Consider the following 26308-nt stretch of genomic DNA (forward strand, 5'->3'; position numbering starts at 1 on the left):
AAACTGGTGGAGGGTCGGCCGCGGGTTTCGGATCGGCAGGCCTTGTGCGGGATCCTCTTCGTCCTGCATGCCGGGATCGAGTAGGAGTACCTGCCTCATGCGTTGGGCTTCGGGCCCAAGATGACGTGCTGGCGGCGCCTGGCTGCCTGGAACGAAGCCGATGTGTGGGAAGCACTGCACCTGGTGCTGTTGCAGAAACTGCATGGCGGTGGCCGCCGAAGATCGGAGCGCCAACGTCACTCCTCCGCGCTGGTCTTCACACATATCAGCCAGCCCACAGCCGCAAGGAAAGCAACGAGGTTGGTGGCGACGACTACGGTGGCAACACCTTGACGGATGTAGCTGCCCCCAGCCCTCGCGAGAGTTCAGTAGCCGGCACTCGTGCCTCGCGATCAGCTTTGGGCGGCACGAGCGTTTCACTCCGGCATTCATGTGAGGAATCTGCGGCACTCTGCCTCGTCTGTCGTCCGTCTCAGTGGGTACGGTCGAAGCCGTGTCCGGCACGCGTCGGGGGTTGGTCACCCCGGGTGGGCGTCGGTTGATCGCGCGCGACTCGGGGAGCTGGTGGGGGCATGGCGGTTGACGTTGGGGTGGACGCGGTCGATGCGCTGATCATCACAGCGCTGAAGGAGGAGTACGAGGCCGCCCGCTCTGCCGGTCTAGCCGGGTATGCGGGGCACCCCGGTGTCGCGACATGGGAAGAGCGGGAGCCGGATTCCTTGACTCCCTTTCTCGTCGGAACGTACGTCCTGGCCGACGGTTCGCGCATGACCCTGGCTCTGGCACGGCCCACGAGGATGGGCGCCACCGCGACCGCGCCAGTGGTGTCGACGCTCGTGGAACGCTTGCGGCCTCGTTGCCTCGCCATGTGCGGAGTGTGTGCGGGCAACCCGGCTGATGCGGCCCTCGGTGACGTGGTGGTCGCCGAGTTGGCATACGCCTACGACGAGGGGAAGCGTACGCAAGACGGTTTCGAGGGAGATCATCGACAGATCCCCGCCCCCGACGGGTGGGTGCGCGTCGCGCAGGACATGGAGACGACAGATCTGCCCAGTTTCGGCGAGGCCTCTTCGTATGAGGCGCGGATTTGGCTGATGGAACGGCTCTATGCAGGTGAGGACCCCAGACGGCATCCGGCACGAACACGCTTTCTGTCTCAGGCATCGTGGACCGAGCAAATCCAGAGCCTGCAAGCGGAGGGCCTGGTAATTCGAGAAGGTGCTGCCCTCTCGCTGACGACCGCGGGGTCCGCATACATCGAACAGCTCGTCTACGACGACTTGGATGGGCCCCGGGAGTTGCCGTTCGCCGTCATTGTCGGGCCCATGGCCAGCGGCAACGTCGTGGTAAAGGACGGGCTCACCTGGGATCGGCTGAAACGGTGGGGAGTGCGGTCAGTCGCCGGCCTGGAGATGGAGTCCGCCGTCATCGCGCAGGTCGCACATCGTCTGGGTCTGTCCGACTGGGTGGTGGCCAAAGGGGTTATGGACCACGCCGATCCGCGCAAGGATGACCGATACAAGGAATTCGCGGCGCGCTCCTCCGCAGAGGTTCTCTTCAAGTTGCTCAGCAAACGCCTGGCCTCGCCGCACAGACCTGGGCAGACCGGTGCCACGTCAAGGATCAGGTCCGTTTACGTCGTCGGTGGCGTCACGGGTGAAACAACCTACCCCGACTTCGAGAAGTCCCAGCTCGCGCACATCTGCGAGCAACTTGGGCGGGCCGTGGCGGAGTCCGGTGCCGAGCTCGTCGTGTGCAGCCCCTTTCCCGACTCTGCCGACCTCCACACAGTGATCGGTTATGTCCAGTCTGGCGTGGGCCGCATCGTCCACCTTCACAGTCCTCGGCATCCCGAGGTCGCCGAGAAGCAGGCGAAGATGCTTGAGATGCTAGGGACCGGTCACAACACGGAGATTAGGAACTGGTACTACCCGGGACCTGAAGACGAGGACTCCAAGGCACAGGCGTGGCTGCTGTGCCAGATCCAGGCTCTCGAAGAAGCAGACGCGGTGATTGCAATCGGAGGTCGCGTCTCGAAAACCGCAAGCACGGTGCTCCACCTGGCGGAGGCACGTAGGAAGCCGATTGTTCCGTTCGCCTTTCTCGGTGGTGCGTCCCGGCGCGCGTACCAACGGCGGGACTGGGCCCGCCTCTACCCGGCGCTTGACCACCGTCGGCTCATGGACAGAGATGCGGTGCCCCATGCCATGGAGATCGCGGATCACTTGGTGACCGCGCGGCTGCGCGCACCTCACAGCTACAGATGGCCGCCGCGCCGTGTCTTCATCAGCCGGGCGAGACCCGATGCTCAATTCGCGCAGGCTCTTGAGGCCTACCTCTCCAGTGCGGGTATCACTGCGGTGTTCGGCGAGAGGGAACTGCGGCCGGACCGCATGGTTAACCCCACAATCGAGGACGCTGTCCTGTCCGCGGACCTGTTCGTCGTCCTCTGGAGCAGGTCGTACGCACTGAGCAGATTCTGCTACGACGAGATTGAGTTGGCACTACGGCGGCACGACGTTGGCGAACTTCAACTCTGGATCATCAACCTTGATGGCTCGGACATCGTCCCACCCGGGGCTCGTTCTCTGCCGCAGGCCTTGGCGAGAACACCTCAGGCCCTCGTCGCCCTCGTTCGCGAACTGCTGGAGCATACCGAACCGGCACCTACGGTTCCCGGCCGCGAGTAGTCACGCGGGCACCTGGACTGACGAAGGCCCCATAAGACCCGCACGGAGGACTGACGTCTCTGCCCGCAATTGGTTGTGTCGGAGCGTCACTTCCGCCCGTGTCCGATCAGAACGTGGTCTCCGTGCCGGCTCCAAGAACGGCTCGGGCACCAGAGCGGCGATGGAGAAGAGCGGCGGCTGTTCAACTCCAAGAGCGCGCAAGGCGCGAGCAGGCGTCAGAGAGAGCACGGCGCGCGGTTTGTGCCGAGTTTCCTGAGTGGTAAGGCCCTTCAGCCCTCGAGCGCGCTGCGGAAGGCGGCAAACAGAATCACGACGAGTAAGCAGACGGCAATCACAGCGAGAACCTGCACGTCTGACTGCTTGCTGGGGCGCTGCGGTGGCTGACCCCCGAGGCCAACCATGAGCCCGCACCTACCACAGAATCTAGGGCCGGGCCCCCATACCTTTCCCTCGGCCCCGCACCGATTGCAGCGCACCATCCGCCCCTGTTCCACCATGGCGGTGAGCCTATTCGTGCCTTCGCCTGGCCGGTAGGCCTCGCCGATGCGGGTGTACTGGCCCGATGCGACCGACATGCTTGAGCGCTAGACGTTGGATGCCCAGTCGCGGCAGTCGCAATTGGGTGACAGGGGGCTCGTTTCACTCGCTGCTGGCTGCGTGTAGCCGCCGGGACCGGCCAGCGCACCGGACACGGTCCCGACGACTCGGGAGACTGGTTCTCAGGGGCCGAGGATTGCTTTCAGGGCCAGTGCCGCCCCTGCGACTATTGGGTGGCCATCCACACAGCGGTGAGGGTCCCAATGAGTGTCAGGCCGACCATGAGTGACTCGACAAGCCCCTGCTGATGGCGTCGATACAGCACGTATGTCGTTAGGCAACCGAGACTGATAATCCCTGCCGCCACGGGATGGATAGTGATCACCTGGGTGTTCCTCTCCGGACGCCCATTGGGGTCCGTCGGCTGAAGCCCGCGTCGGCTGACGAGGGCTGGAGGCCTCGTCGCAGGCGTCGACGCTGAAGACACCTGCCAAAGAGCACGGGACAGCGAGGCGCTGCCCTGGCGGACGCCATGGAAGTGCTCTAGAAACGGAGGGTTGGTGGTCCCTCCGGAGCGGTTCGACCTATGGCTCTCGTGCACGTCCTAGTCTGCCGAAGAGTTCAGCGTGATGCACCAGTCTGAGTAAATCGGTTGTGCACTCAAGTGCTGATTAAGACCGCGTCCTACGTCAGGCGGACGAGCCTCTTGTAGCAGCACAGAACAGCGACGAGACCGAAAAACGCCAGGTAGTTGCGGGGATTGTGCTCGCATCGGGGACTCAGTCTGCGGCAGCCTGTCAGCCACGACATCGTCTTCGCGATCACCCGCCTTCGGCGACCCAATCGTTCACTGGACTCGATGCCCTTGCGGGCGATTCGGACCCCGATGGGCATGCCCCATAACCATCTTCGCAGGTCCGGGGGGCCGCCGTTCAGGTTGAGGCATCACAGCTGTCCCTGCGAGGCTCCGCTCCGAGGGCAGGTGACAACGCAACTGGCATTCTCTATGCGCTGCTGGCAACACCTGAGCGAATGTAGCCCTGGGTATCCAGTCCTCGGAGGTGCGCGCCGCCCGGGTAGGGCTCACAGGACGACCTCGGAGCGACCGAGGTCGAGGTCTGCCGCCGTCGGTGATCAACACCCAGAACAACCGGGTGGTCGGGACCATCGGCGTCGGCGACAACCCGTACGAGGTGGCGGTGGACCTGCCCCGTGCCCGCGCCTACGTGACCAACGCCAACGACAACGTGTCGGTGATCAACACCAACACGAACACAGTGGTCGCGACCATCCCCGGTTTCAACGTCCCGCTCGAAGTGGCCGTGGACCCGGCCCACGCCCGCGCCTACGTGACCAACGAAGGAAACAACACCGTGTCGGCGATCGACACCGACACGAACACGGTGGTCGCGACCATCCCCGTCGGCGCAGACCCTGAAGGGATCGCGGTGGACGTGCCGCGTGCCCGCGCCTACGTGGCCAACACCGACGACGACAACGTGTCGGTGATCGACACCACCAGCGACCAGACGATCGGATCCCCCATCCCCGTCGGTGACGGTCCGTTCGGCGTAGGGGTGGACCCGCGCAACCCCCGCGCCTACGTCACCAACTTCGCCGGCGACACGGTGTCGGTGATCAACACCGTCACGAACACGGTGGTCGCGACCATTCCCGTCAGCAACCCGAGTGAGGTGGCGGTGGACCCGGCCCGCGACCGCGCCTACGTGACCAGATTCCCCGACGACACCGTGACGGTGATCAACACCAGGAACAACCGGGTGATCAGGACCATCGGCGTCGGCAACGGCCCGGTCGGAATCGCCGTCTTCTAGTCCCACCATCCCGCGTGCCCCACCCGTGCCCGGCAGTGCGGGAAGCCGCGGGAAACACCGGGCAGTCGCGATAGCCGGATAGCGGCATGGCCCCCGACCAGACGTCCAGGTCGGGGGCCATGCTCACTCCTCGGCAATCGGAGACTGTGGGCTTTGAACCCACGATTTTACACCTCTGCCAAGCCCCGCAGAGCCCTGGGTCATGCACTCAGAGGGCGAGCGGGTCGGAGGTGTGAACGGGGTGCCCCGCAATTGATCTTGGGGTGTGCTCGCCAGGGGCCGGGTCCAGCGCTGACCTCATAGCCGTCCATGGCGGCGGTGTCGAAGTCCAGTAGCGGCTGCAGCGTGTGCAGGGTGTCAGCCAGGAACAGACCTGCGGCCCGGACGAGTGGGACGTGCTGGCGGCGCCTGGCTGCCTGGAACGAAGCCGATGTGCGGGATGAACTGCACCTGGTGCTGCTGCAGAAGCTGCATGGCGGTGACCGCCGAAGATCGGAGCGCCAACGTCAGTCCTCCGCGCTGGCCTTCACACATATCAGCCAGCCCGCAGCTGCAAGGAAGGCAGCGAGGTTGGTGGCGACGTCTACGGTGGCAACACATTGATGAATGTAGTTCTCAGTTCCCCGTTGTCCCGCAACCACTGGTCGCGAGTGAGGCGATCTTGCTGTAACCAAGGCGGACCCGTACTGCTCGGGGGTGGAACCCTGGTGCCCACTCCTGAGCCCTGGGCAAGTGTCCTGGATCCTGGAAGGAACATGAGGAATGGGTGTTGACGTAGTGCTGATGCAGGTGACGCATCGGGGGACGAGCTCCAAGAAGCGTCGGCTGACCACGGTGGCATTCGTACAGGACGGGGCGGACCTGTTCTCCGGTCTGTGCGTGAACAGCCGTCTGCCGATGCTCAACCGGGTGGACCCGTATCGCACCCAGATCCTTACGTCGGTGGACATGCCTCAGTTCATCTCCGAGGTCGACGCCACGCGTGATCTGGTGAAGGGGCAGCGGGAGCGGGACATTCTGCAGAAGATCCGCGAGCTGGCCGAGCGTTGTGCGGAAGCCGCGAGCCTAGAACTCCACCTCGAAGGCGACTGAGGTTCGCCCCATGCTCCATAACGATCTTGAAGTCAGGGAAGCTAGCTAGACCGGCTGCTACGTCACCTATCCGGCGAGGATGCGGTTGTGCAGGCTGGCGATGCCGAGCATGGCGCGGTCAACTCCTCGATGACCCAGACCCTTGACGCCACGTGGCGGGCGGCACCCCAGAACCTGAAGGGCCGACTGCTCGAAAGACCCGCCTGCTGGTGCCTGGCTCAATATGCTGTGCTTTGCACCTCGCCTAGCCATATGACGCCGCGCGATGGCTGCTGTGGAGCAAGCCGACCCTAAGGAACTCGATGAACGATCAGCCTGCATCTCCTTATGTTGAGTTCGGGTCCTGGGAGGTGCTCCTCGCAGCCCTCCAGCGCTTCTCCAGCGCTTGGGTTTTCCGAGGACAGCGCGAATACTCCTGGAACTTGCTAACAAAGCTCGGGCGCGACCTTCGCGTAGTAGACGAAGATCGAACGAAAGATTGGCTACAACTAGAGAATTCTGCCATAGGGTACTTCATGGATCGAGCCGGCAGCCTTCTCGTGAAGACTCCGGACGAACATGACCTATTGGGCTGGCTCGCCTTCATGCAGCATTACGGCGCGCCAACACGCTTGCTAGACTGGTCCCTCTCCCCCTATGTCGCGCTCTATTTTGCCTACGAGCAGCCGAGCGAATCTGATGCCGCTCTATACGCGCTCAACTCCTACCTAGCCAGGCGCACTAATGCCGGCGCCCTACTCCCTGCGGCTTGGGACCATCTCGGGATTATGAAGGCGTCTCGAACGGACGCAGAGGGTAATGCCGTCGAAACTTACCTTGCTCGTGAAAAATATCGCAGGAATCATGAGAATGAAATATTGCGGTGGGCGATCGAGAGCAAATCAAAGTGCCCGCTTCCCACTATCCCGTTCGACCAGGACGATCGCATGGGTGCGCAGCAGACGATTTTTACCTTGATGGGGGATGTCGACACTGAAGTTGATGTGTGGTTCGAAAAAGAGAAATGGGAATTTCCCACGCCTAAGCCCGGCGGGCTCATCGCGGGAAGCGACAGCATGGTTTGGCCCCTCAATGACCCCTCAGACCTCGTTGCCAAGATTCGCCTCCCCGGATCGTGGCGAGGCCAAGTCCTGACGGCGCTCTCACGTATGGGGATCTCGGCAAGTTCTCTATTTCCGGGCCTCGATGGGATTGGACGGGCAACCTCAGGTCATCTCCTCGGAGGGAATCTGAGCAATCGCGATATCCTTACCGGTTGGGTGTTTTCCTAATACCAAAGTCCACGCCCAGCGTCCACCCATGCCGCTTTGGGCATCCAAGCCGTCAAGGGGATTCATCAATAGAGCGAGAGCCCGCGGCGCCATCCAGCCCCTCCCTTTGCTGCGACCGTGCCGGTTCTTGTCCGGACTGGATCACAGCCCTGATCTCCTCCTGCCACCTGGCGCCAATAAACTCCAAAGCCGAAGAGCCTAGATTTTCATTAACCAAAGCATGCACAAGAACACCATTCGATTCGGAACGCCTGTTAGCCCCAGATTGCATCAGTACGCTAACGGCAACTAGCCCGACCAGCCACCAAGGGCCCACTGTAAACGAAAGAAAGACAGAGAGCACGCCTAGAGCGAACCCTACGTTTACCCTGAAGGTGGACTCGGCCATCGCTCGGTCGTACTGCCCGAAGAGCTCAAAATTCTCAACCATAAGCTTCGTCTTCAAATAGGGCCGCTCCTGATGAAGGGACCTCCATGCGTCGTCCAAGATGATTCGCAACGCCTCACTGAGCGGCTCCTCTAGCTCATCAGTTACTCCTGCTTCGCGTTGAGCTTCTTCGATCAACTGATGAAATGTCACACTACTCAACAGTCGATCACTGGACTCATAGGCCCACGCCTCACGTCGATAAGCAACTTCGGGAAACCCTTTGCGGGAGAGCTTGGAGATTAGCAGTGCCTCCAGGTCTCTCTGGGCTGACGGAGGCATAAAGGAAAAGGTCATGTATTTCCAAAAGTACTCCACTAGATGTGAGCGCCGCCTAATCATGTCAACCACTATCAAGAGGGTAGTTGCAGCTGGCTCCAGAATACTTAGGGCCAGACATCCCACCAGATAGGCAATGAATACCAGAGCAGCCAAGACTGCAGGCTTTCCAAGGAATTCCTGCAAAGCGACTACAGATTTTCCTAATCCAGTCTCCCCCCACTGTTCAATTCGCGCTACGACCGCCATCCATCCAATAAATAGGTAAATGAAACCCAATGCGATAGGGGTCCGCATTTCTCGAACTCCGGGAAGCAGATTGAGTAGCATGCTCAAATTCTGAACTCTTCCCGAGTTCATCTCCGAGACTTGCGGTGATCGAGATAGGCTCGTTACAACCAGATCAACGAAGACAAGCAGCGTCCGAGTTCGAGCATCGGCACGGCTTCCCCCTGGGACCAACGAGGTCCGGCCGGCCGACCACGACGATCAAGTCGCGGCTCGCACGCTTGGCCACGTCACCCCTACACCAGCTGACCTGGTCACCTTCTGCGACAGCATCGGCGACGTCACCTGGGCGGACGTCGACAGCGGCTACTTCCTCGACCCGGCAAGTGACGTCCTTCTGCGGCTCCAGGAATACGGCGTTGTCGGCCTCGGCCCAGACCCGAACGTGCGCCGACGCCGAGCGGTCATAGTCACTGATCTGGATGAGACGCTCGTTCGGGCGGTGGATGCCTTGACGGGGCGAGCGAGGGCGAGGTCGCACTGTGCTGGCTGCGTTAGCGCATCGGGCCCTCGCCCCTCTACGCCGGTGGTGTCCTCCCGGACCTCGTTGCCGGGCCGTCCAGCCACTGCGGGATCGTCTCCGAGGTGGGGTGCTCTAAGGGCAGTTCGGCGCTGCCAAGCGGAACCGAGACCATCTGCCCCCCCTATTGACCGGGAGGGGGCTTGTTGGCGTTCCCTGACGCGTGGGTCATGAGCCTCGGCTTCCCTGCTCGGAAGAACTGAGGAGAGCCGGATACTGATCAACAACACTGGTTCTGCATCCGGATCCATCGTTGATCATGAATCTGGCTCTCGTCTCCGCTCAGCCCTCATGCGGTGCCTTTGGCAGCATCAGCGGGTAGGTAGTGGCAAGTACTCAATCCAAGGGGGAGCGAGACCAGTTGAACACCGAGCGATTCACTGACTTGGCCTCACAGATGATGCGGTCCGCACTCGACTCATGGCGTGGCGGGAACCGGCTCTTTGCTGTCCTTCACGCCGGCATGGGATCCGAGTTCTGCCTAAAAGCGGTCCTGTGCCACCACGACCCGCTGTTGATCGCTGCTCACGGGGACCAGGCGTTACGTTTCCACACCCTTGGCTTTGGCGGAGAGAAGGGCGTCAAGCCTCTGGAGCAAGCTCGGACGATCGGCATGGCGGAGGCGTTCAAGGACGCGGAGATCGTGATGCAAGGCCGTATGCCCGTCACCTTCGAGGTGTTCAGGCCTGTGATGGAGGCTCGCAACGGCATCGCTCATCTGGCTCACCACAACCCAGCTACCGCCGAGCAAGTGGTGTCCACGGCCCTTCGGCTAGCTGAGGCCATTCGGAAGGAGCTCAGTGCGTCAGATGCGGACTTTTGGAAGGGCTACGCACACGCTTTCCACGACCTCAAGAAGGTCGCTGCCATGCCCGCGATCCTGAAGATCGGTCTGGAGCAAGCTGCCGAAGACCTCGCCCAGGCCGAGGCAGTCGAGGCTGCGCGCGCCGCTGCGGACGCTGCCAAGGGCACTGCCAAAACGGCGACTGATGCGCTCGCCAGAATCCCCCTTTGGGACGACGCACTCGGGGGCAATGACATTGTGGTACGTCATGCACTGAGCATCGCGCGTCGCTCGGCGGTATCGGCCGCTTTACATACCACTGCCATGCGGGGTCAGCGTGTCGCAGCAGCCCTGCTCAGCTCGTACGGCTACGTCCCCGGAGACTCAAATGGTCAAGTGGCAGCCAGCGATGCGGTGGCAGTGAAATGTTTGGTGGCCCGGTATGTAGAAAGTGCGTTCCGTGTCGCTCTTCCTTCTGATCTGAAGTTCGCTCTGTCAGAGCCATCGAGTGACGTGGTGTGGCGTCCACAGTCCTACGAGTCTGCAAGGTATGGCACTTACCTGTGGCGCTGGGAGCCGTGCCCGGCTTGCCCGGCTTGGGGAGATCTCTACGGTCACCTGGAGCACGACGTGTGTGTCGACGAGGAATGCCGCGCGGGTGGCTCCTACTGCGGCGAACACGACGAGGGGCCGCCGACGGTAGCTCACGCACAAACTTTTACATGTCCAGTTTGCTGTCTGGTACTGGACGCCGAAGAAGAATTGGAAGCGGCGTACATGGAGCGGGCAACCAGATATGAGGGATAACCGGCGGCTGGGCATCGCTCATCCAGATCGGTACGGTACTGCCCGGCCCGGCCAGGGCGGTCGGGTGGCTCCTCGGCACTGCCGAGGAGCGATCGACCTCCTACGTCCCTGGTCACCAAGCCGCCGACTGCACCAACCGGAACAGCCGCGTCATCGATCGTGGCGTGACATTCTTGCCGCTTGGGGCTGCGAACCGGGCTCACTGTCGAGTGGTAGCCCAGCCATCTGAATGGGACTACAGGCATGGACACGACCGGCCTCCTCGCTTCCGCGCAACGACAGCTGATCCGGGCCATGAGCGCATGGTGCACGAGCGATAACGACATGGCCGTACTCCATGGAGGCATTGGCACGGAACACCTACTCAAGGCACTCCTCGCCGCACGCCATCCATCCCTTCTCGTCGACGGCCGCGACTTCAATAGCCTCCTCCACGCCACCGGTCAGAGCATCTACGCCGCCTCTCCCAAAACTAAAGTCAAAACCATTGGAGCCCTTGATGCCTTCAAGCGCGCCGCCGCTCTCATCACGATGCCGGTCAAGGAACGTGACCTCGACCCGCTCCTGACGGCCCGAAATGGAGTGGCACACCTCGGCGCTCATGACGACGCCGGCACCCATGACGCCCTAGCCATCGCTGTCACCGTGGCGGACGCTGTCTTAACAGACCTCCAGGAAGACATCCCAACCTTCTGGGGGCAGTGGGCAGACACCCGTCTGGACCTCGAACGGATGCAGAGAGACGCCCAAATCGCAGCACAGCAGGCTCTCAAAGGAGTGGGCGTCGACGCTGCCGATGAGCCACGGATGGAGGAGTGGGAAGACGGGCTCTTGGAACCCATGGACGAAGAATTCCGCAGTAAGAGCTTCCAAGCAGCCCAGATAGCAGTGGCCGTGAAAGTCAGGTTCGCCAAGAAGCTGTATCGGGTCCTCTACTACGGGAAGACGCCGGAAGAGATTGCAAGGGCCGCCATGGTGGAGCCCGAGGCCGACAGAAGCGAGTACGGCGAGTGCCTTTATCGGTCGGTGAAATGCCCGGTATGCGGTGCAGACGGTGATGTCCAAGCATCCCTGAGCAACCAGCCTAAGCGGCTCAAGAAGGGGAGAAAGGCCCGCCAGAGCAGAGAGTTCCCCGACTACTTCGACTGCTACACCTGCGGCCTCGAACTCGACAACCGCTACGAACTCGAGGTCCTCGGAATGGCCGAGCCATCCGAGAGCGGATGGTTCGCCTACTAAAGGGATGACGAGGTTGTGCCAGATCCTGCGGGGAGCCACACGGAAGACGGGGACCAGGCCGCCAGCCACTCAGGCCCCGTAAGCGCTCCGCCACAGGCCAGCCCGGCAGCCGGCCATTGGCGACCCAAGCTTCCCAACTGAACTCGAAGGCGAAGACGTGTAGCACACGACTTGGCCGGCTACAGACCAGACCGTTAGCCGTGGCGCTGCCACGCGGATATGTCAGCGATGCTTCCCTAAGGACGGCAGCCCACCAGATACCGTCCGCACACTGCTGCTTACACTCACTACACGCAAGGGTTGCTTCGTGGCGCGAGCCTGCTTCTTTTGCTTCCGGCGACGGCCTAGCTCTCTGTCGCGATCCGCTTGGGCTCTCTTGGCGGCCTGACGGGCCATAAGTTCAAGTGCGGCCTGCTGCTTAGCCATCGCCTCTTTGTGTCGCGCCATGGCCTCGGAAGCTGACTCGCCTACGGACGGTTTCATCAAGATCCCCCACCCCGCGTTGCCACACCGACACACACCGTGCTCGTAATGATCCGTCCCATGACCCGTCTCTGCAAGGGGAATCGCGAACACCGCCCTGGAGACTGGAACTGTCGGCTCTACTGGCAACGGGCCTGCGGTGATCGACGGTCATCGGCAGCATGTAAGCACTGCACCACAACCGCACCAGTTCGAAGGGGGATCAGCGCGAAACCATGGTACGAGCAGGCACAGCTCAAGGGGCCGCAGCCCAACCTTTCACCCAGTCAGCGACCGATCACGCCCCGAGCGACCGCAGCTTCCCAAGCTCAGGGCTAGACGTTCTCGCTGACAAGTAGGTCTTGCATGAGGCCTTATGCTCAGCCGACTTCCACACCTGCTCCGGGGAGTGAGCCGTGCATTGCTGCGTCATAGTCGTGCTGCTGGTCGGCATCTGCACTGCAGGCTGCTCACCTGCGCCGTCATCCCACACATCATCTGCCGAGACCACTCTGGCGCCGGTCAGCAGTTCCGCGTACCCATCCCCCACCGCCCCATCGTGCAAGGCATCTGACCAGGCCGACGAAGCATTGTCCAAGTCTGGTGAGCTCTTGGTGACCGCGGTGTCTTTGAGCGACGAAACCCTGACTGCAACGGCAAAGATCGTAAAGCAGGCTCAAGGTCTAAAGAGCGTCTCCGAAGCGGTATGCGGGCTTGAGACCAGCAGAGGCGGCAAGCCGAACAGAGAAACCGCGTGCCGGGCGGCCAAGGAGTTGGACCGCGAAGGCGGCCTGAGAGCGCAGACGGAAGCGGAGAGCGCAGCGGATGCGACGGAGCTGGCTCTGACCGATGACATAGCGACGTTCAAAGAGCAGTTGGACGCGGTCGCCACCCCAGCGAGCACTGGCACCATCGCTCTGCTCGCCGAGTACTGCGACGACGCCTTCTCGTAGATTGAGCAACGGTGCCTCGGCCCAGGCCGTCTCAGTTAGGGCAGCTGGTCACTGGTCAAGCGCCACCTCGGGCAACCTCACCGCCGCCGACCTGGCTTTCGTCACGTCGGCCGGCCCTGCGGAGCGTAAGCGCAAGCCCCGTGCGGGCATGTTCGACGTCCCGCCAGTCCGGCACCTCGTCCGACACAGGGAGGGCAGCCTCTTCCACATCGCGCCATTCGGTCATACGTTTGAATATAGCCGGATGTGTGTGACGCCACGAGACCTCATACGGGTCAAAGCGTCATCGAGTCGGCCCAGCAGTCGACCTTGGTGTAGTGACCGGGGTCCTACGTGCCCGCTGCCTGACCTCGGGGCTGTGGTCCTTCGCGTTGAGGGGGCCACCGCCTGCATCGCAGCCTGACTCAGAACGGGAGTTCTTGCCCGGCCGCGCCTCGCTTAATGACCGTGATCCGTTCGTGGAAGTCGCATGTTGCGGCTTCGCGTGGGTAGCGGGCACGCAGTTCTTTGTCCAACTCGTCAGCGACTAAAAGTAGTGACGGGAGGGACTTTCGGTCGGCTTCGAGGGCCGTTGTGCCCATGTCGATGGCTTCCTCGATCTCGCCCGTGCGGGCAGCAGCGACTCCGAGTGTCAGACGGGCTTCTGCGGCCCGCATGGGCGAGACCTCGGTGCCGTCTGGGCCGGTGCTGATGCGGATTACTGAGCGTGCGTGGGCGGCGGCGCGCTCGTCGTCTCCGAGGAGACGGTAGGCGTCCATCTCGTAGAAGTCCCACTTGTCGGGGTCAATGATGAAGTGGTGTTCCGGGTGGTCTGGGCGCGGGAGTCGATCCAGGCGGGCGCGCCCGGCGTCCAGGGAGTCGCGGACCAGGCGGGCGTCTCCCATGCGTGCAGCGGCGCGGGCCTTGTGTGCATAGAGCTGGACGCCGACTGAGTGGGTCTGGTCGGCGGTGTGCCCTGCTTCGACGGCGTTGAGCATGTCTTGCCATCGGCTCTGGGTGAGGGCGAACCAGGCTTCGATCTCCCAGGCCCAAGCCATGATTTCGCCGTGCCCGGCCTCTTCTCCTATGCGGAGTGCGGCGGCTTTGCTGAGGTTGGCGGCCTCGCGTTGGCCGCGGTCGTATTGGACGCACGCATTCAGCAGGAAGAGCCACCCGGCGTCGACGAGTAGTTCCCGATGCTGGCGGAGGGTGGTCCGGCCTTCGAGTTGTTTGGTGACGTAGTGCAGCCCGTTCCGGGTGCGCTCGTGCAGGTAGTCGGCGTCGGCGTACGGGTATGCACGGGCGAGCTGGTCGATGCCCTGCTCGATCGACTCCAAGGCAGCACTGTTGATGCTGGACATCTCCGTCCGACGCAGCATCTCCGCAACGTCCCAGAGTCCGGCGCCGCCCCGAGCGATCAGCGCGCTCGGGTCATCAGTGTGGGATGGGGCTGTCTGCCGTTCCATCTCCCAAGGGCGCGGGGCAAGTCCTGCGAGGTGACCAGGGATCCGTAGCCCGTCCACGACTTCGAGGATCTTGTGGAACTGGGTAATCCGCGGTCGGACGCCTTTGCCGTCGGTGTCGGGGCGAGCCATCTTGCCGATGTGTTCGCGCTTGTAGCCGACAGCCTCGGCGATCTTGGCGAAGCTGACATTGCCGTGGAGTTTGGCGAGTCTGAAGACTTCGCCGAAATCATGGTTGGCGATCGCCGACCGTACGTCTGCGCGTTCCAGCACGTGCGGCGGCAGAGCTGCTGGCGTGGGTGCAGCCTCGGCCATCTCACTTCCCCATCGTGATTGACCTGACGTCTCAGTTATCAGAAGTCTCTTCCGATCCTCGTGCCCTGTCCGTTCGCGAGTGTACCCAGGGGGTCCCCAAGAGGGGGGTCCCCAAGAGGGGGGAGCGGCAACTGAGTTGTGGGATGCAGTCTGGGGCACCCTGCCGGGAGGGCCCCGACAGACGTGACCAGAGACGGTGGTCCGTGTCATGAACGCGAGAGAATCGCGGCGGCATGAACACGTGATGAGCGAGTTAGATGCGTTCGCTCACTGGTTTGCCTCCCCGGATCCGTCCGTGGGCGGGCGCTACCTGGCTTTGACGCTGTTCGCGGAGTTCCAGGACACGGCGCAGGTTGCGCGGGACATGACCGCCCGGTTTCTGCTGGGCGCGGGCGCGCATGACGTCATCGACGATGCCCGGCTGGCCGTGTCCGAGCTGGTTGGGAACGTGGTGAACCACGTGGTGCCAGAGCGTCACCTGGCCCAACCCGGTGCTAGCCGGCGCGTCGATCTGACCTTCAAGGTCTGGCCGAAATGGCTGTTCATCGGGGTCACAGACGAGGACTCAACGCCCCCGTCGCTGCCGCTCGGAGAGACCTTCGCTCCAACATTGATCGGTGAGCTGTCCGAAGTGGTCGTGCCCAACAGTGGTCGAGGGCTGCTGATCGTCCAGCAGCTCGCAGCGGCCGTCTGGTGGACGCCGGAAGACAAGGGCGGCAAAACCGTTTGGTGCCGCTTCGACCTTGAAGGCGAGACGGGCGACAGCCTGTCCTAGTGATCTCCGGGCTGTCGCCTGTGCTCTGCGTTTTGGGCGCGAACGGCAGTCCGGGCCGGAGAGCGACACTCCGGTGCTGAGGGCGCGGCTCCTGGACCTGTCCGCCGGGATCCCCACCCGGCTCCCAGGAGCCGCGCTTCACAAACTCATACCGAGACCGGACCACCCCCGCGCCTGGCAGCAACCGGGGTGGTCCGGGAGGGGATACAGCGATCCCCGGTGCCTGATGGTACCGGGGTCGCTGTGCTGCGTATTCACCGCGTCCCAAAGACAGTTGACGATCCGTTACCAGAATGGGAGTGACGCGGTGACTAGCGCTGGAGCGGAGTGGCCCAATGACGGTCTCGACGTGGCGGGCGTGGACGGCGGCCTGTGGGTTCGCGGTGAGGACTACATGGCGGGCTGGCGCGAAGCTCGCGAGACTGCTGACCGGCTGAACCGAGCACTTTTGTGCGTGGGCTTCGAGCTGTCGGCAGTGCGGGCTGTTGCTGCGACGAACGAGGAAGGGCGTGGAGTCGTCCGGCTCGCGGGGTGGCCTGACACGGTTGACCGGCTCGCTCGGTTCTTGGAGGCGTGCGCGGACGGCGACGGCGGTGCAGCGTGAGCGGCCTTGTCGCTGATGGGTGGTGCGCGTGGGCACGTCGCCGGCCGCAGAGACTTTGGGCGGGAGCTGCCATGGGGCGAGTGAACAGGGGGCTCTACGCTGGTCCGGCGAATCGGGCAGGTACTGGTCCTGCCCGCGTTGGTGCCCGATGGGCCCCCTGTTCTTCGAGGCTCGCCCCATGGTGGCTGCCTAAAGTCTCGGAGGCCGGCGATCCCCAGCCCACCCCGCCCCGGTCCGCGACGGCTCGTCGCCGCGTCAGTTCTCCAGGTGTGCCGTGTGGGGCGCCGGGCGCCCGGCCGGGACCGGCGTTCACGCCGCACGCCCGGCCGGAGCGGCCGGGCGGCCCGGCGCGCCGCAGGCGCGCCCTTGAGGAAGTGAAGGTGGTTTCGACCGATGCGGTTTGCCGGTCAAGTCCGGGAGCGCCGCGTGGGCTGCTTGTCGGCGGTCATCGTGTAGGCGAGTTCGGCGCGGTCCGCTCCGATGCGCAGTTCTTCGAGGAGCAGTGGGCGTCCATCGGTGCCGTGCGCGGTGCGGGCTACGTGCAGGACCGGTGTGGCGTCGGGCAGGCGGAGTGTGGTCCGTTCGTCGGGCAGCGGCATGCGGGCGCGTACGGTCTCGGTCCATGTCAGCTTGTGCCCATCCTGGGCGAGCAGCCAGTAGATGGCTCCCGGTCGCTTGCAGGGCTGTTCGGCGAGCAGGGGGACGGTTTCAGCGACCTCGAAGGGAATCAGCGTGCGGTGCATGGCACGGGTTCCGGTGCTCGGGTCGACGAGGAGCCGATCGCAACCGAACAGCGCTTCCTCTTCGTTGAGTTGGAGGAGGCGTCCGGTGTCTTTGGTGGTGCGGGTGCGGTAGGTGCTCGGCTCTTCCGCCTCCTGCCATGCGTCGCCGTTGGGCATGACGAACTTGCCCTCGGTGGTGCGGCTGATGCGCCGCTCGACGGTGAGGACGGGTGTTTCGCCGGCGCGCACGAAGCTGCCCTTGCCGTGGCGCACGTCGATGAGACCTTCCGCGCGCAGTGCTGCGACGGCATTGCGCACGGTGGGCCGTGAGACCTCGTAGCGGGCCATGAGTTGGGCCTCGGACGGCAGTAGGGAGCCGGGCGGGAACTCGCCGGACAGGATCGCTTCGCGGATCGCGGCAGCCACCTGCTGGTAGAGGGCGCCGGGGCGCTGGATCTCCGACATCAGGGCATCTCCGAGGGCTTGAGGACGTGAGGTCGTCGACATGTCGCACGCGCGACATCACTCGTCAGCATAAGTAGTTGCGCATCACTCGTACAGCACTTCATAGTCATCACTCGTTAGGACAAGTGACGTCAGTATCAGACTGGCGTTCTGAGAGGCCTGGGAGGCCAACGAAATGCAGTCCATTCCCGTGGACACGACGCGACTTGGCGTACTGCGGTGCGCAATCGCGCCGGAAGCGAAGATCACCAACCCCGACACGCAGGAGGTGAAGCGCGACCGGGACGGCAACCCGGTGTGGACCGTGGCGGTCACGGTGCGCCAGGACGGACGGCGGATCTCCGTTATCGAGATCGCCGTCACTGGCCAGCCCAAGGGCATCGAGGAAGGGCAGATCGTCAAGGTGACTGGTCTGACCGCGTTCGCGTGGTCGATGGGAGACCGGCACGGCGTCAGCTTCCGCGCGGATGCCATCACCCCCGTGCACGGAACGGCGGCACAGGGCAAGGGCGGTGAGAGGTGATGGGCCCGGTCGTGTTCGCGTTCGTGCTCGCGGCTGTCGCCTGGTTACTCGTCGTCGGCGACCTGGTGCGCAGGCACCGCCCCACCTGGCACTGGTACCTGATCGGCTACCCCGCCACCGCCTGCCGGGTGGTTCTCACCTGGCGCAAGGTGACTGTGCTCAACGACCTCGCCGTCTCACGGCGCCCTCCGCGCGGGCTGCTCGGGGACCTGGTCGTCAAAGGCGATCCGCTGCGCCCGGTGGCTCCACGGATCTCCTTCCCACGTGCCAACCGGCTCGGGCTGACCATGACCGTGCGGCTGCACGCGGGGCAGACGCCGGCGACCTTCATGAAGTCAGCCGATGCGTTGACGCACGCGTGGAAGGTCCACGCCGTCCGCGTCACCTCTCCCGAACGCGGCCTCGTGCTACTGACCGCTACGGCCACCGATCCGCTTCAGCGACCCGGCCTGGCCACCGCCCCGGCGGAACTGCTGTCAGCGCTGATCGGCGTGATGGAGAACGGCGGCGCCTGGGTGATGAACCTGCGTCTCGTGCCGCACTGGCTCATCGCGGGCGCCACCCGCTCGGGCAAGTCCACCCTGTTAGCTCGTCTGATCACGGAACTCGCCCCACAGCCGGTTGCCCTGGTCGGCATCGACTGCAAGGGCGGCATGGAACTGGGACTGTTCACCGGACGCCTCAGCGCGCTTGCCACGTGCAGGCGAGAAGCCGTTGCCGTACTCACCGCCCTCGTGGTCGACATGCAAGAGCGAATGAGTGCCTGCCGTTCGGCAGGGGTGCGCTCGATATGGGAACTGCCCGACAAGCTTCGCCCGGTGCCCGTCGTCGTCCTGGTCGACGAGATCGCCGAACTGTATCTGTCCGACGGAACGCGGGAAGGCAAAGCGGAAGCGGAGCAGTGCTCCACGCTCCTGCTGCGTCTCGCCCAGCTCGGTGCAGCGCTCGGCATGCACTTGGTCGTCGCCGGGCAACGCGTCGGCTCCGACCTCGGCACCGGCGTCACCGCCCTCCGAGCCCAGCTCGGCGGCCGGATATGCCACCGCGTCAACGATCCCGGCACCGCTGAGATGGCCCTCGGCGACCTCAACAAGGACGCCGTGGTCGTGGCCCAGTCAATCACCGCCGAAGAACGCGGCGTGGCCGTGTGCACTGGGCCGGACGGCGGCTGGAGTCGCGCCCGCTCCCACCTGACCTCCACCGAAGAAGCAGTCGCCACCACTGCACGGCACGTCGCCACGACTCCAGAACTGCCCACTCTCACCGGAGCGCTCAACGCCCCGGAAGGAGACACCGAATGATCTCCTCCGGTACTGCCGTCTCCCTCGTCGTGGTCTTCGGAATCATCACGGTCCTTCTCGTCCGCTCCCGCGACGTACGCACCTGGGAAGCCATCTGCATCGCCTTGTTCGGCATGTACCTCGGACAGACCCCCGTCAGCCTCACCGTCAACGGCTTCGTGACCTGGGTCTTAAGCGGCTTCACCCACTTCTGAGCAGGAAGGACACCCCCATGCCCATGCCCCGCGTCAGGTGCCCCCATTGCAAGGGTGACGGAGCCCGCAAGACCTGGACCGGCCGGCACCGCCGCTGCCGCGTCTGCCGAGGTACCGGAACCATCCGCTGAACAACAACCAACCATCCCTACCAACAAGGAGATCGACTCATGGACGACAGCGCGCCACCACACCCGATCCGTGCCGTTTCGGCGGCCCACTCCGGAAGGTCACCACCATCACCACGCAGTCCGAGTACACCTCGGCTGACAGGCGCGCCGTCCTCGACCGTGCGGCGCGCCTGCGTCAGCTCTCCGAAACAGATCGCGATGCCATCCGCATCGCGCAGGACCCGCAGTTTCCGCGCTGGCTGGAGCAGGTCACCGCAACCGGCGGCTGCTCCCACCCCATCCACCTCTCCGGCTCGACCACCACCCTGGACGCAGAAACCGGCGAGATCCTCAGCCACTACGGCACCCATGACGAACCCAGCGAACGGCTCCTCCTCCGTTGCCGCAACAGACGCTCAACCGTCTGCGTCCCCTGCTCCCGACTCCACGCGGGAGACACCTTCCACCTCGTCCGCGCGGGCCTCCTCGGCGGCAAGAACGTCCCCTCCACCGTCCGCCAACGCCCCCGGCTCTTCGTCACACTGACCGCACCGTCCTTCGGGCCCGTACATCGCGGCGGGGAACGCTGTCGACCTCGCCGCGACCGTTGTGAGTGCGAGCACGGTCGATTCCTGGGCTGCGGCGCCTTCCACGAAGTGACCGACCCCCTTATCGGCCGCCCCCTGTGTCCTGACTGCTACGACTACGCCGGACACGTGCTGTGGCACGCGCACGCGGGCCCGCTCTGGGACCGCTTCGTCATCGGTGTCCGGCGTCACCTCGCCTCCGCGGCCGGCATCGCACAATCCCGCTTCCCGGACCATGCGCGGCTGTCCTTCGCCCGCGTCGCCGAATATCAGAAGCGCGCCGCCGCCCACATACACGCTGTCGTCCGCCTCGACGGCCCGGACGGACCGACCGACGAACCCCCGCACTGGGGCACAACCGACCGACTGACCGACGCGGTGCGCGCCTCCGCGCGTCGGGTCGTGATCCGCACCCCCCACAGCCTCGCCGTCGGCGAACTTGCCCTCCGCTGGGGCGTCCAGGTCGATGCCCGGCCACTGCGCAGCGATGGCGACGGACCGGACGACGACGCCGTAGCCTCGTACGTTGCCAAGTACGTCACCAAGGGAGCAGGCGAGACAGGAGCCGGCACCGACTACCGGCTCACGACCTGGGACGATATCCAGGCGGCGTGTGTCTCCGACCATGTCCGATCGCTTATGCGCGCGTGCTGGCGCCTCGGCGGCCTCCCCGAGTTCGCGCCCCTGCGCCTCCGGGCCTGGACCCATACCCTCGGCTACCGGGGCCACATCCTGACCAAGTCTCGTGCCTACTCAACGACATACGCGGCTCTCCGCGCCGACCGGGCCGAACACGTGAGCCACGACACTGCGCTCGGGACAGTCACAGACGCGCGCTGGCGCTACGTCGGCTCCGGCCACACTCCGGGCGCCGCGCTCATCGCTGCTGGGGTCGCTGCTGATCTCGCTGCCGGCCGGGACATCGCCCGAGGAGCACTGGCTGCCGAAGGGAGGAAGCTGAGTGCCGGGTCCGGCTGACAGTACGGAAGACCAGGACTTGTCCTGGGCGCGGGCTCACGCTCGCAGGGCTCCGCGCTGGTCGGATGCCAAGTGGCGCCGGATGAACGCCGCTATGGGGTTGGAGGTGGCCACGCGCGATGGGAGCCGTCCGCGCAAAGGTACGACGTGACGGCAACGGCGATTCTGGGAATTTACTCTGCTCGGATTTCGACAATCCCCGGATCAGTGGGCGAACCTGCGCACGTTACCGCCAGGGAGCCCGATCAGCTCTTGCGTGCCGCTTCACGGATGCTGGGAGGACCGGACACTGTGGCGCGCGGCCTTCGTGCGCCACTCCTCAGCTCCCGATGAATCTCCATCGTCAGCCAGGCCAGCTGCATGGTCCAGCATGATGTCAACATGACGCTGCACGCCAGCCTCGCCATACGATGTGAGCATTGACGCTCGGTTGCGGGTGAGATGGCCCTCCGCGGCCTCAGCGGCTGCACGTCGCCAGATACGAACGCCGTCCATGTCACCTCTTCCCGCATGGACGTTAGCGAGTGCTGCCGCAGCTCGGGGGTCGCCTCGTTCAGCGATCACCCTGAACCACCGCTCCGCCTCTTCAATCTGGTCCATCCCGGCCTGTTCGAGGAGCATTTGGGCAAGGCCAAGAATGGTGTCGGAGACTCCCTGGTCCCGCGATTCTCCCGGCCAAGGTCGGAAGAATGTTGGCGACTCCTCCATAAACGTCAGGGCCCGTTCAGCTCCTCGCCGGTACCACTCCAGGGCCTGCGCAACATCCCCACGTTCCCAGAGGATGCTAGCCAGGTTTTCCATGGCGCCTGGGTGTCCAAGTACCGCTCCGCGACGGTTCCACTCCTCAGCTTCGCCGAGGTCCCCGCGTTCTCGGAGCCGGTACCCCAGGTTCGCCATCGCCACAGCCTCCCCGAGATCGGCCGCGCGTCGGTACATCGCCTCTCCTTCGGCTGTGTCCCCCCGTGCGAACAGCGTCAGACCGAGGTTCACCATGGCCCCCGGGGAGTTCAGCTCGACGGCTCGGCGCAGCCACCTCTCCTCCTGGGCTGGTTCGTCCAACTCCCTCAGGCAGAAGGCAAGTCCCACCATCGCAGGGCTCAATTGCCGCTCGGCAGCTTGCTGGAACCACACCGTCCCGTTTCGATATTCTCCACGCTTGGCGTAAAACCACCCGAGTCGGAACATAGCCCGCAAGTCGTTGGCCGCGGCAGCACTCTGCCAGGCACGGAGCGCCTGCTCGACTTTCCCTACGGCATCCGCAGCGGATCCGATGTCGCTCAGTGCAGACGGTTCCGCGTGCTCCAGCAGCGCGGCCCATGTGTCATCTCGTAGAACCAGTGGGTCGACGAGGCCCCTAGCGAGCCCGTAGGAGTGCTGGAGCAGGACGTCGGAAACTCTGAAGCCGTCCACCTCTCCCGAGCCTGCCGCTGACCTGCGCAGGGCCCTGATCCTGCCTGTGATCGGGCTCTCTGCCCACGCAAGGGCGGTCAGCAGCCAGTCGGCAGGCAGCGGCGCTTCACTGCACCCGCTTAGGTGGAGCACCGCGATTGGCTCCAGCACACTCGACGGAATCGGTTCTGGGTGGCCACAGCGCCGGGCAACCACGGCCGCGGTGATCACGGCCTGGCCGCGTGGATCTCCCGCTGTATCCAGCGTCCAACGGTCGATCAATTCCGGCGCGCCTGCCAAGGTTGCAATGACCCGGCCGTCTTCTGCGCCGTGCAGGGCGATCTCAATGCGTGGATCAATTTCGGAGATTGCACGGGCTCGTGCCAACTCGTCAGCACCCAAACGGCTGTCGAGGTGAAAACGGATCGCACGCTCCGCGACTCCACCTCGTGGTGACCAGCGTGCCAGCATCTTCATGACTTGGCGTGCGTGATGATGCCCAATGGTCTCCGGACCACCGGAGCTCACAGCGCTGTCGGCCGGGGAAGCGACCAGGAGCAGACGATCCAACTCCTGTGCTCGGATGGTCGCGGCTAGCAGAACGGGCCCATGCCGGCCGAGGACCAACTGCCGTACAGAGGCGGCTGTCACAACCTCATCGGCGAAGAAATTCTGCAACTCGTCGAGCCACACGACCGAGCGAGACAGGTCCACACCCTCATGGACCAGTGCATTGAGTTGGCTGCCCGTTTCCACCTCGGGCATCCGCCAGTCCGGTACCTCAGCGCGCAACGCCTCATACAGGCAGCGGGTCTTACCTGCGGCAGCGTCGCCGACCAGCACGATGAGGCCACCGGTTTTCGTATGCCCCTTGATCCAAGCGCGGATGTCGGCGTCGATCCCGCGTGGGATGTACTCGGGAAGGCTGCCCGACAGGGTCGAGTCGGCATCCCTCGGCAGCGGAATCGCCGCATGGATGCTCAGAGCCATTCGCTGTTGGGAATCAACGACCCGCTGAGCCCGGCCCAGCAGCGCGCTGCGCGCAGCGGAGCGCCTGCTCATTTGCTCCACGGGCTCGGCCCATCGAGCCCCCAGAGCCTCCACGGCCCGCTTGCCTGGTGCAGCCAACACAGCGATCAAGGTGCCCACGACAGCTGTTCCCCACGCAGGTCCAGGAACGTGTCCGGCCGCGAACAGCGCTCCGGCAGCGACCAGGCAGGCGCCTGCCAGAACGGCCACCGCCACCATCCACCCAGTGGTGCGCCTCTCCCCCATGTAGGGAGAATCGCGCACATCCCTTTGGCAGGGAAGTGCGAGTCCCTCACCGTCGAATGCACGAGATTCATGGAGCCCGGGCAGAGCTGGCTTCCAACGATCCGTATCAACCGGCCTGCACGGGAGCTGATCTTGTGGCTACTCCTCAGCAAAGATCGGGACTAGCCGATCCCTCAGCGGCATCTTGCGGCCCTTGCCCACGGGGAGAACGACTACGGCTGACAGGACGCGCTCGACGTAGACGCGACGCTCAGCCAAGGTGATCCCGTTACGGTGCCACTCTTTGACCATATCAACGGGCTTTCCATGGGCGGCTAGGGTCTTCCGCTTCCAAGCGTTCCGCTCCTTGACCAGCCGCCGCTCATCGGTCTCATACTCATTCAGATCCGCGTAGTACCTCTCCGCGCTGATCTGTCGGTTCCGGCGAGCCTGCTTCAGGTCAGCGATGTCTTCGCGGACGTTGGCCAAGTCCGCCTCTTTCGGCCATGCCTGTGGGGCCATAGTGGCCTCGCGCGCGGCGGCCTCCTCCTCGTACGCGGCAATCACGAGCTTGCCCATCAGCTCGTCAGTCTCCGGTCCGCCAATCTTGATGCCGCCGCAGCCACGGCCTGTCGACTTGCCGTGGCATCCGTAGTAGAAGTACCCCTCTGGCTTGCCCTGGCTACGTGCCGCCTTCAGCGCACGCAATGGCGCTCCACAGCCCTCTTTCCCGCATCGCAAGGTTCCAGTTCCCAAGTACGTTCGGGTGTTGTGCCCGCTGCCTCGAATCGGTCCCTCTCCGATGACCGCGACGACCGCTCGCCACTGGCGCACCGTGAGGATGGGCATCCACTGTCCGATGACTGGCTTGCCCTTGTCGTCCCGTGCAACGGCGAGCGTCCGTGTCTCTCGCCCAGTCTCCGGGTCGATGTCGCAAATCGTGTATGAGCGGTAGCCGCAGAGTCGCGGGTTCCGCATCACTTCCTTGAGCACGTCACGTGCCCAGCGATTGCCTCGGGGTGTCGTGATCCCCTCGCGGTTCCACTCGGCGATGATCCCGTGCCAGGTGGCCCCGTTGATCAGGCGGTGGGCAGCATCTCGCAAGAGCTGCGCTTCCGTTGGGTGCAGCGTACGTTTGTCCTCCTGCCATCCGAACGGACGCGAACCCCCTACGGGAATGCCCTGCACCCGCAGTGCCTCGTGCTTGCGCCGGACCCTGCGCGCCGTGTCGGCAGACTGCTTGTTGGCCATGGTCACCAGTACGCGTGCCATGGCTCGGCCGTTGTCGGTGAGGAGATCAAGAGTGCCGGTGATGTCGATGATCGGCCGGTGATGGTGCTCAACCACCTCAATGGCATCCTCAAGATGGCGGGGGTCGCGCGTGAGCCGGTCGATGTCGTAGACGATCAGCCCGTCGACCCGCTCGCCATTCGGCGCGATACCGCGTTTGAGGTCCTCCAACGCGCCTTCGAACACAGGCCGGATCACCCGGTACGCCGTACGGCCGTCTGGAAGGCGGACTCGCTTGCGCTTCCACGCGGAGGTGTCGGGCTCCATGTACGTGAAGACGTACCGGCCTCCCCTGCTTTCGACGAACCGCCGTCCGTCCTTCTCCTGCTCTTCCGTGCTCTTGATGTCCCGTCCGGTCATCGGCACGAAGCGGTGCCCGTCCGACGGCTCATCCGTTAAGTCGTCTCCCTCTATCTCCTCAGTGGAGAGGCGGGCCAGCCCGGCCCAGTTCTGCCCCTCTAAGTTCCCCCAGTGCGCTCGCTGTACGTCATCGTCCATGAGAAAAAGCTACATCTGACAGGGCGTTGGTGGTTCCACCAGGAGTAGCTCATGCCCAGGAGCAGATTGCCGTGGACGAGTCCGATGAGACGGCCGGCCGCCTTGCCGTCCGCGATCTGCGAGTGGCCCGCGTCGTGGCCTATGAACGCCGTTCGGGCGGAGAGGACGGCCAGCACGGGTGCGAGGAGCAGGACTGCCCAGGAGCCGCCGGTCAGGACGATGCCGGTCACGGCACCGGACAGGACCAGCGCGTTCACGCAGATCTCGCGCGCGTACCAGCCACGGCGCCGCTTGAGGAGCCCTCGACCCTTCACTGTGCGCAGGAGCGGAGCGAACTCGCTTCCTGGAGGACCACCGTCCGCGACCGTGGAGTGGTCGGCGAGGGCTGTGGCGGTCTGGGGCATGGCGGTCTCCGGAGTCTTGTGAATTGGGCTGACCTGAAGCGGGCTGACCTGAAGAAACGTACGAATCGGTGACCTTCGGCGGCCATGACGCCACCACCCGAGTGCGTACGGGGGTCCTCCCTGCCGCCTCAGGGGGGCTGGCAACACCCCCGAGCCCCGTGGTCGACGTCATGACCGCGCCGGCCACCCGCCACTCGCCACTCGCCGCCCGCCGCCCGCCGCCCGCCGCCCGCCGGAGTGCTGTACCCTCGGCGACCCGACCCGGTAGTCAAA

Annotated in this window: 18 protein-coding genes and 3 pseudogenes; 14 read left to right on the forward strand and 7 right to left on the reverse strand. The window is 64.3% G+C overall.

Annotated elements, in window-relative coordinates:
- Window positions 1-6: 6 nt before the first annotated feature.
- A pseudogene (locus ABEB03_RS40290) lies at window positions 7-201 on the forward strand (transposase); the annotation flags it as partial.
- Window positions 202-572: 371 nt separating this feature from the next.
- Window positions 573-2690, forward strand: a complete 2118-nt coding sequence (locus ABEB03_RS40295) for a phosphorylase family protein (RefSeq protein WP_345657979.1) — start codon at window positions 573-575, stop codon at window positions 2688-2690.
- A gap of 1221 nt (window positions 2691-3911) precedes the next feature.
- Here the strand turns inward: ABEB03_RS40295 and ABEB03_RS40300 are convergent.
- Window positions 3912-4148 (reverse strand): annotated as a pseudogene (locus ABEB03_RS40300) (IS5/IS1182 family transposase); the annotation flags it as partial.
- A 209-nt stretch (window positions 4149-4357) separates the two neighbouring features.
- On the opposite strand from ABEB03_RS40300, the gene ABEB03_RS40305 reads away from it, so the two are divergent.
- From ABEB03_RS40305 to ABEB03_RS40315, 3 genes are all read left to right on the forward strand, one after another.
- The gene (locus ABEB03_RS40305) at window positions 4358-5062 is read left to right on the forward strand and encodes a YncE family protein (protein WP_345657981.1); all 705 of its coding nucleotides are present in this window, start codon (window positions 4358-4360) and stop codon (window positions 5060-5062) included.
- Between the two features lie 762 nt (window positions 5063-5824).
- Window positions 5825-6154 (forward strand): hypothetical protein, encoded by a 330-nt coding sequence (locus ABEB03_RS40310; protein WP_345657982.1) that lies wholly within the window; start codon window positions 5825-5827, stop codon window positions 6152-6154.
- Window positions 6155-6456: 302 nt separating this feature from the next.
- A complete protein-coding gene (locus tag ABEB03_RS40315) occupies window positions 6457-7425 on the forward strand; it encodes an FRG domain-containing protein (RefSeq protein ID WP_345657983.1) in 969 nt (322 codons plus the stop codon).
- 52 nt (window positions 7426-7477) lie between these two features.
- Here ABEB03_RS40315 and ABEB03_RS40320 read toward each other — a convergent pair whose 3' ends face one another.
- Window positions 7478-8461, reverse strand: a complete 984-nt coding sequence (locus tag ABEB03_RS40320) for a hypothetical protein (protein ID WP_345657984.1) — start codon at window positions 8459-8461, stop codon at window positions 7478-7480.
- An 839-nt stretch (window positions 8462-9300) separates the two neighbouring features.
- On the opposite strand from ABEB03_RS40320, the gene ABEB03_RS40325 reads away from it, so the two are divergent.
- The 3 genes from ABEB03_RS40325 to ABEB03_RS40335 all read left to right on the forward strand — a co-directional run bounded on the left by ABEB03_RS40325 (window position 9301) and on the right by ABEB03_RS40335 (window position 13184).
- Complete coding sequence (locus ABEB03_RS40325) at window positions 9301-10530, forward strand: hypothetical protein (RefSeq protein WP_345657985.1); 1230 nt, start codon at window positions 9301-9303, stop codon at window positions 10528-10530.
- Between the two features lie 243 nt (window positions 10531-10773).
- Window positions 10774-11769 carry a hypothetical protein gene (locus tag ABEB03_RS40330; protein ID WP_345657986.1) on the forward strand — a complete coding sequence of 332 codons (996 nt, stop codon included), beginning with the start codon at window positions 10774-10776 and terminating at the stop codon, window positions 11767-11769.
- Between the two features lie 1073 nt (window positions 11770-12842).
- Window positions 12843-13184 carry a hypothetical protein gene (locus ABEB03_RS40335; protein WP_345657987.1) on the forward strand — a complete coding sequence of 114 codons (342 nt, stop codon included), beginning with the start codon at window positions 12843-12845 and terminating at the stop codon, window positions 13182-13184.
- A 404-nt stretch (window positions 13185-13588) separates the two neighbouring features.
- Here the strand turns inward: ABEB03_RS40335 and ABEB03_RS40340 are convergent, their stop codons facing one another.
- Complete coding sequence (locus ABEB03_RS40340) at window positions 13589-14941, reverse strand: tetratricopeptide repeat protein (RefSeq protein ID WP_345657988.1); 1353 nt, start codon at window positions 14939-14941, stop codon at window positions 13589-13591.
- Between the two features lie 208 nt (window positions 14942-15149).
- On the opposite strand from ABEB03_RS40340, the gene ABEB03_RS40345 reads away from it, so the two are divergent.
- Window positions 15150-15716 (forward strand): ATP-binding protein, encoded by a 567-nt coding sequence (locus tag ABEB03_RS40345; protein ID WP_345657989.1) that lies wholly within the window; start codon window positions 15150-15152, stop codon window positions 15714-15716.
- A gap of 307 nt (window positions 15717-16023) precedes the next feature.
- The gene (locus ABEB03_RS40350; protein ID WP_345658242.1) at window positions 16024-16320 is read left to right on the forward strand and encodes a hypothetical protein; all 297 of its coding nucleotides are present in this window, start codon (window positions 16024-16026) and stop codon (window positions 16318-16320) included.
- A 407-nt stretch (window positions 16321-16727) separates the two neighbouring features.
- Here ABEB03_RS40350 and ABEB03_RS40355 read toward each other — a convergent pair whose 3' ends face one another.
- Window positions 16728-17507, reverse strand: coding sequence for a GntR family transcriptional regulator (locus tag ABEB03_RS40355; RefSeq protein ID WP_345657990.1), 780 nt, complete (start codon window positions 17505-17507; stop codon window positions 16728-16730).
- Between the two features lie 175 nt (window positions 17508-17682).
- Here ABEB03_RS40355 and ABEB03_RS40360 point away from each other — a divergent pair, with 175 nt between their 5' ends.
- From ABEB03_RS40360 to ABEB03_RS40375, 4 genes are all read left to right on the forward strand, one after another.
- Entirely contained in the window at window positions 17683-18030 is a 348-nt protein-coding gene (locus ABEB03_RS40360) for an SCO3933 family regulatory protein (RefSeq protein ID WP_345657991.1), read from the forward strand.
- Window positions 18030-19331 (forward strand): FtsK/SpoIIIE domain-containing protein, encoded by a 1302-nt coding sequence (locus ABEB03_RS40365; protein ID WP_345657992.1) that lies wholly within the window; start codon window positions 18030-18032, stop codon window positions 19329-19331. Before ABEB03_RS40360 ends, ABEB03_RS40365 begins: the two co-directional genes overlap by 1 nt.
- The gene (locus tag ABEB03_RS40370; protein WP_345657993.1) at window positions 19328-19525 is read left to right on the forward strand and encodes a hypothetical protein; all 198 of its coding nucleotides are present in this window, start codon (window positions 19328-19330) and stop codon (window positions 19523-19525) included. The genes ABEB03_RS40365 and ABEB03_RS40370 overlap by 4 nt, the downstream gene beginning before the upstream one ends.
- A 301-nt stretch (window positions 19526-19826) precedes the next feature.
- The gene (locus ABEB03_RS40375; RefSeq protein ID WP_425589374.1) at window positions 19827-21200 is read left to right on the forward strand and encodes a replication initiator; all 1374 of its coding nucleotides are present in this window, start codon (window positions 19827-19829) and stop codon (window positions 21198-21200) included.
- Window positions 21201-21464: 264 nt separating this feature from the next.
- Here ABEB03_RS40375 and ABEB03_RS40380 read toward each other — a convergent pair whose 3' ends face one another.
- From ABEB03_RS40380 to ABEB03_RS40390, 3 genes and pseudogenes are all read right to left on the reverse strand, one after another.
- The gene (locus ABEB03_RS40380) at window positions 21465-23579 is read right to left on the reverse strand and encodes a tetratricopeptide repeat protein (protein WP_345657994.1); all 2115 of its coding nucleotides are present in this window, start codon (window positions 23577-23579) and stop codon (window positions 21465-21467) included.
- Window positions 23580-24002: 423 nt separating this feature from the next.
- Window positions 24003-25631 carry a recombinase family protein gene (locus ABEB03_RS40385; protein ID WP_345657995.1) on the reverse strand — a complete coding sequence of 543 codons (1629 nt, stop codon included), beginning with the start codon at window positions 25629-25631 and terminating at the stop codon, window positions 24003-24005.
- Between the two features lie 32 nt (window positions 25632-25663).
- A pseudogene (locus ABEB03_RS40390) lies at window positions 25664-26035 on the reverse strand (acyl-CoA desaturase); the annotation flags it as partial.
- Window positions 26036-26308: the final 273 nt, after the last annotated feature.

This window comes from Streptomyces siamensis, from assembly GCF_039543605.1.
GTDB lineage: Bacteria > Actinomycetota > Actinomycetes > Streptomycetales > Streptomycetaceae > Streptomyces > Streptomyces siamensis.

What these genes read in the sequence shown, in the direction of transcription:
- ABEB03_RS40295 (WP_345657979.1), top strand. Translation starts at nt 573, where the DNA reads ATGGCGGTTGACGTTGGGGTGGACGCGGTCGATGCGCTGATCATCACA.
- ABEB03_RS40310 (WP_345657982.1), top strand. Translation starts at nt 5,825, where the DNA reads ATGGGTGTTGACGTAGTGCTGATGCAGGTGACGCATCGGGGGACGAGC.
- ABEB03_RS40315 (WP_345657983.1), top strand. Translation starts at nt 6,457, where the DNA reads ATGAACGATCAGCCTGCATCTCCTTATGTTGAGTTCGGGTCCTGGGAG.
- ABEB03_RS40320 (WP_345657984.1), bottom strand. Translation starts at nt 8,461, where the DNA reads ATGCTACTCAATCTGCTTCCCGGAGTTCGAGAAATGCGGACCCCTATC.
- ABEB03_RS40330 (WP_345657986.1), top strand. Translation starts at nt 10,774, where the DNA reads ATGGACACGACCGGCCTCCTCGCTTCCGCGCAACGACAGCTGATCCGG.
- ABEB03_RS40340 (WP_345657988.1), bottom strand. Translation starts at nt 14,941, where the DNA reads ATGGCCGAGGCTGCACCCACGCCAGCAGCTCTGCCGCCGCACGTGCTG.
- ABEB03_RS40345 (WP_345657989.1), top strand. Translation starts at nt 15,150, where the DNA reads ATGAACGCGAGAGAATCGCGGCGGCATGAACACGTGATGAGCGAGTTA.
- ABEB03_RS40355 (WP_345657990.1), bottom strand. Translation starts at nt 17,507, where the DNA reads ATGTCGGAGATCCAGCGCCCCGGCGCCCTCTACCAGCAGGTGGCTGCC.
- ABEB03_RS40360 (WP_345657991.1), top strand. Translation starts at nt 17,683, where the DNA reads ATGCAGTCCATTCCCGTGGACACGACGCGACTTGGCGTACTGCGGTGC.
- ABEB03_RS40365 (WP_345657992.1), top strand. Translation starts at nt 18,030, where the DNA reads ATGGGCCCGGTCGTGTTCGCGTTCGTGCTCGCGGCTGTCGCCTGGTTA.
- ABEB03_RS40370 (WP_345657993.1), top strand. Translation starts at nt 19,328, where the DNA reads ATGATCTCCTCCGGTACTGCCGTCTCCCTCGTCGTGGTCTTCGGAATC.
- ABEB03_RS40380 (WP_345657994.1), bottom strand. Translation starts at nt 23,579, where the DNA reads ATGGCTCTGAGCATCCATGCGGCGATTCCGCTGCCGAGGGATGCCGAC.
- ABEB03_RS40385 (WP_345657995.1), bottom strand. Translation starts at nt 25,631, where the DNA reads ATGGACGATGACGTACAGCGAGCGCACTGGGGGAACTTAGAGGGGCAG.